The organism is Legionella sp. km772 (assembly GCF_003989735.1).
In the GTDB taxonomy this organism is placed as follows: domain Bacteria; phylum Pseudomonadota; class Gammaproteobacteria; order Legionellales; family Legionellaceae; genus Legionella.
Window position 1 is genome coordinate 1 of record NZ_RZGQ01000351.1, and the last position, 1,308, is coordinate 1,308.

Genomic DNA, 1,308 nt, shown 5'->3' on the forward strand with positions numbered 1-1,308 from the left:
TCAAATAATCACTATAAAGATCAAGCATATCCATTTAATTCCCTCCCTAAAATTAAGGGCGGAATTCTAATGCTTTTTAGTCAAACTACAAGTTTATGTGCGTAACATGAGTAAATAAGTTACTTAAAAGGAGGAATTATTATGGAATGTAAATGCCAAGTATGTGGTATGGGTGTTAAAGGGATGTCGTGCAGTAAATGCAATGCCTCATTAGTTGCTGATACCATCACCTCAAAAGACAATAATAAACTACAGGTAGCGAAATGTCCGAATGGATGTGGAAAAATTAAATCGCCAGTCTGCTGTGGTCAAGACATGACCTGTTCTTAATTGAAAATAATCCAAGTCCAGTGGTTCATAATGGCTTGATTTGGGTAGATAAAACAACCGTCTTATCATGTGCCACGCTTTGGTTAGCAGTGATATACTAAATCCTTTAAGGCAGAATGTCCTCGGCCACCTTTACTAGATGCACTAATGTCAGGGAGGGTTTTAAGCCTTAGTTGCTGCTAACTCATTTTTCTGCGGATTATTCTGTTCAGTTACCCTAATCTCTTTTTGGGGATTAGGGCTAAAAAGAACAATTCGAGAGTGATGTTTTTCAACCGTTCTTCTGTGCGCAATGCTCACGATCGTTGTGTCTTTTAATTCTTTTACGGCCTTATAAACGTGTTCTTCGCTTTCTTCATCAAGAGAGGAGCTCGCTTCATCTAAAAAGAGCCAAGCTGGTTTTTTTAATAAAGCACGGGCAAAGGATAGTCGTTGTTGTTGCCCCCCCGATAACTCTTTTGCCCACGGTCTTTTTTCCTTAAGTTGGGTTATAAAATCATCCATTCCTCCCACTTTTTGTAAGGCGGCACGATATTGCTCCTCACTGTAAGTAGTTACGGGATCAGGATAAGCTAAAACAGCCATTAAACTATCATAGGGCAGAGTAGGTTTTTGCGGTAAAAAATAGAGGTTTTTTCCTGCGGGAAGGGCTATTTTCCCATCACCATACTTCCACGTTCCTGAAATGGCTTTAAACAGAGTGCTCTTCCCAAGCCCTGAAGGGCCTTTTATTAAAAGATGTTCGCCTGGTTTTAATTTTAAATTGAGATCGCGCATGATGTTCGTCGTGCTGGAAGCTTGGGGGTGAACTAGATTTAAGTGCTTAATGTTAATTGAATCTTTGTGCCGTTCCTTTCTAATAACTCATGTTACGCACATAAACTTGTAGTTTGACTAAAAAGCATTAGAATTCCGCCCTTAATTTTAGGGAGGGAATTAAATGGATATGCTTGATCTTTATAGTGATTATTTGATTTT

At 38.9% G+C, this 1,308-nt stretch carries 2 protein-coding genes; one reads left to right on the forward strand and one right to left on the reverse strand.

Annotated elements, in window-relative coordinates; all coding sequences use genetic code 11:
- The first annotated feature begins 141 nt into the window (after nucleotides 1–141).
- Nucleotides 142–330, forward strand: coding sequence for a hypothetical protein (locus ELY15_RS15820; RefSeq protein WP_127101723.1), 189 nt, complete (start codon nucleotides 142–144; stop codon nucleotides 328–330).
- Between the two features lie 162 nt (nucleotides 331–492).
- Here the strand turns inward: ELY15_RS15820 and ELY15_RS15825 are convergent, their stop codons facing one another.
- Nucleotides 493–1,107, reverse strand: coding sequence for an ATP-binding cassette domain-containing protein (locus ELY15_RS15825; protein ID WP_233586870.1), 615 nt, complete (start codon nucleotides 1,105–1,107; stop codon nucleotides 493–495).
- Nucleotides 1,108–1,308 lie beyond the last annotated feature (201 nt).

Bases quoted from the DNA above. Each gene is read 5' to 3' on its own strand.
- ELY15_RS15820 (WP_127101723.1), top strand. From the start codon at position 142: ATGGAATGTAAATGCCAAGTATGTGGTATGGGTGTTAAAGGGATGTCG.
- ELY15_RS15825 (WP_233586870.1), bottom strand. From the start codon at position 1,107: ATGCGCGATCTCAATTTAAAATTAAAACCAGGCGAACATCTTTTAATA.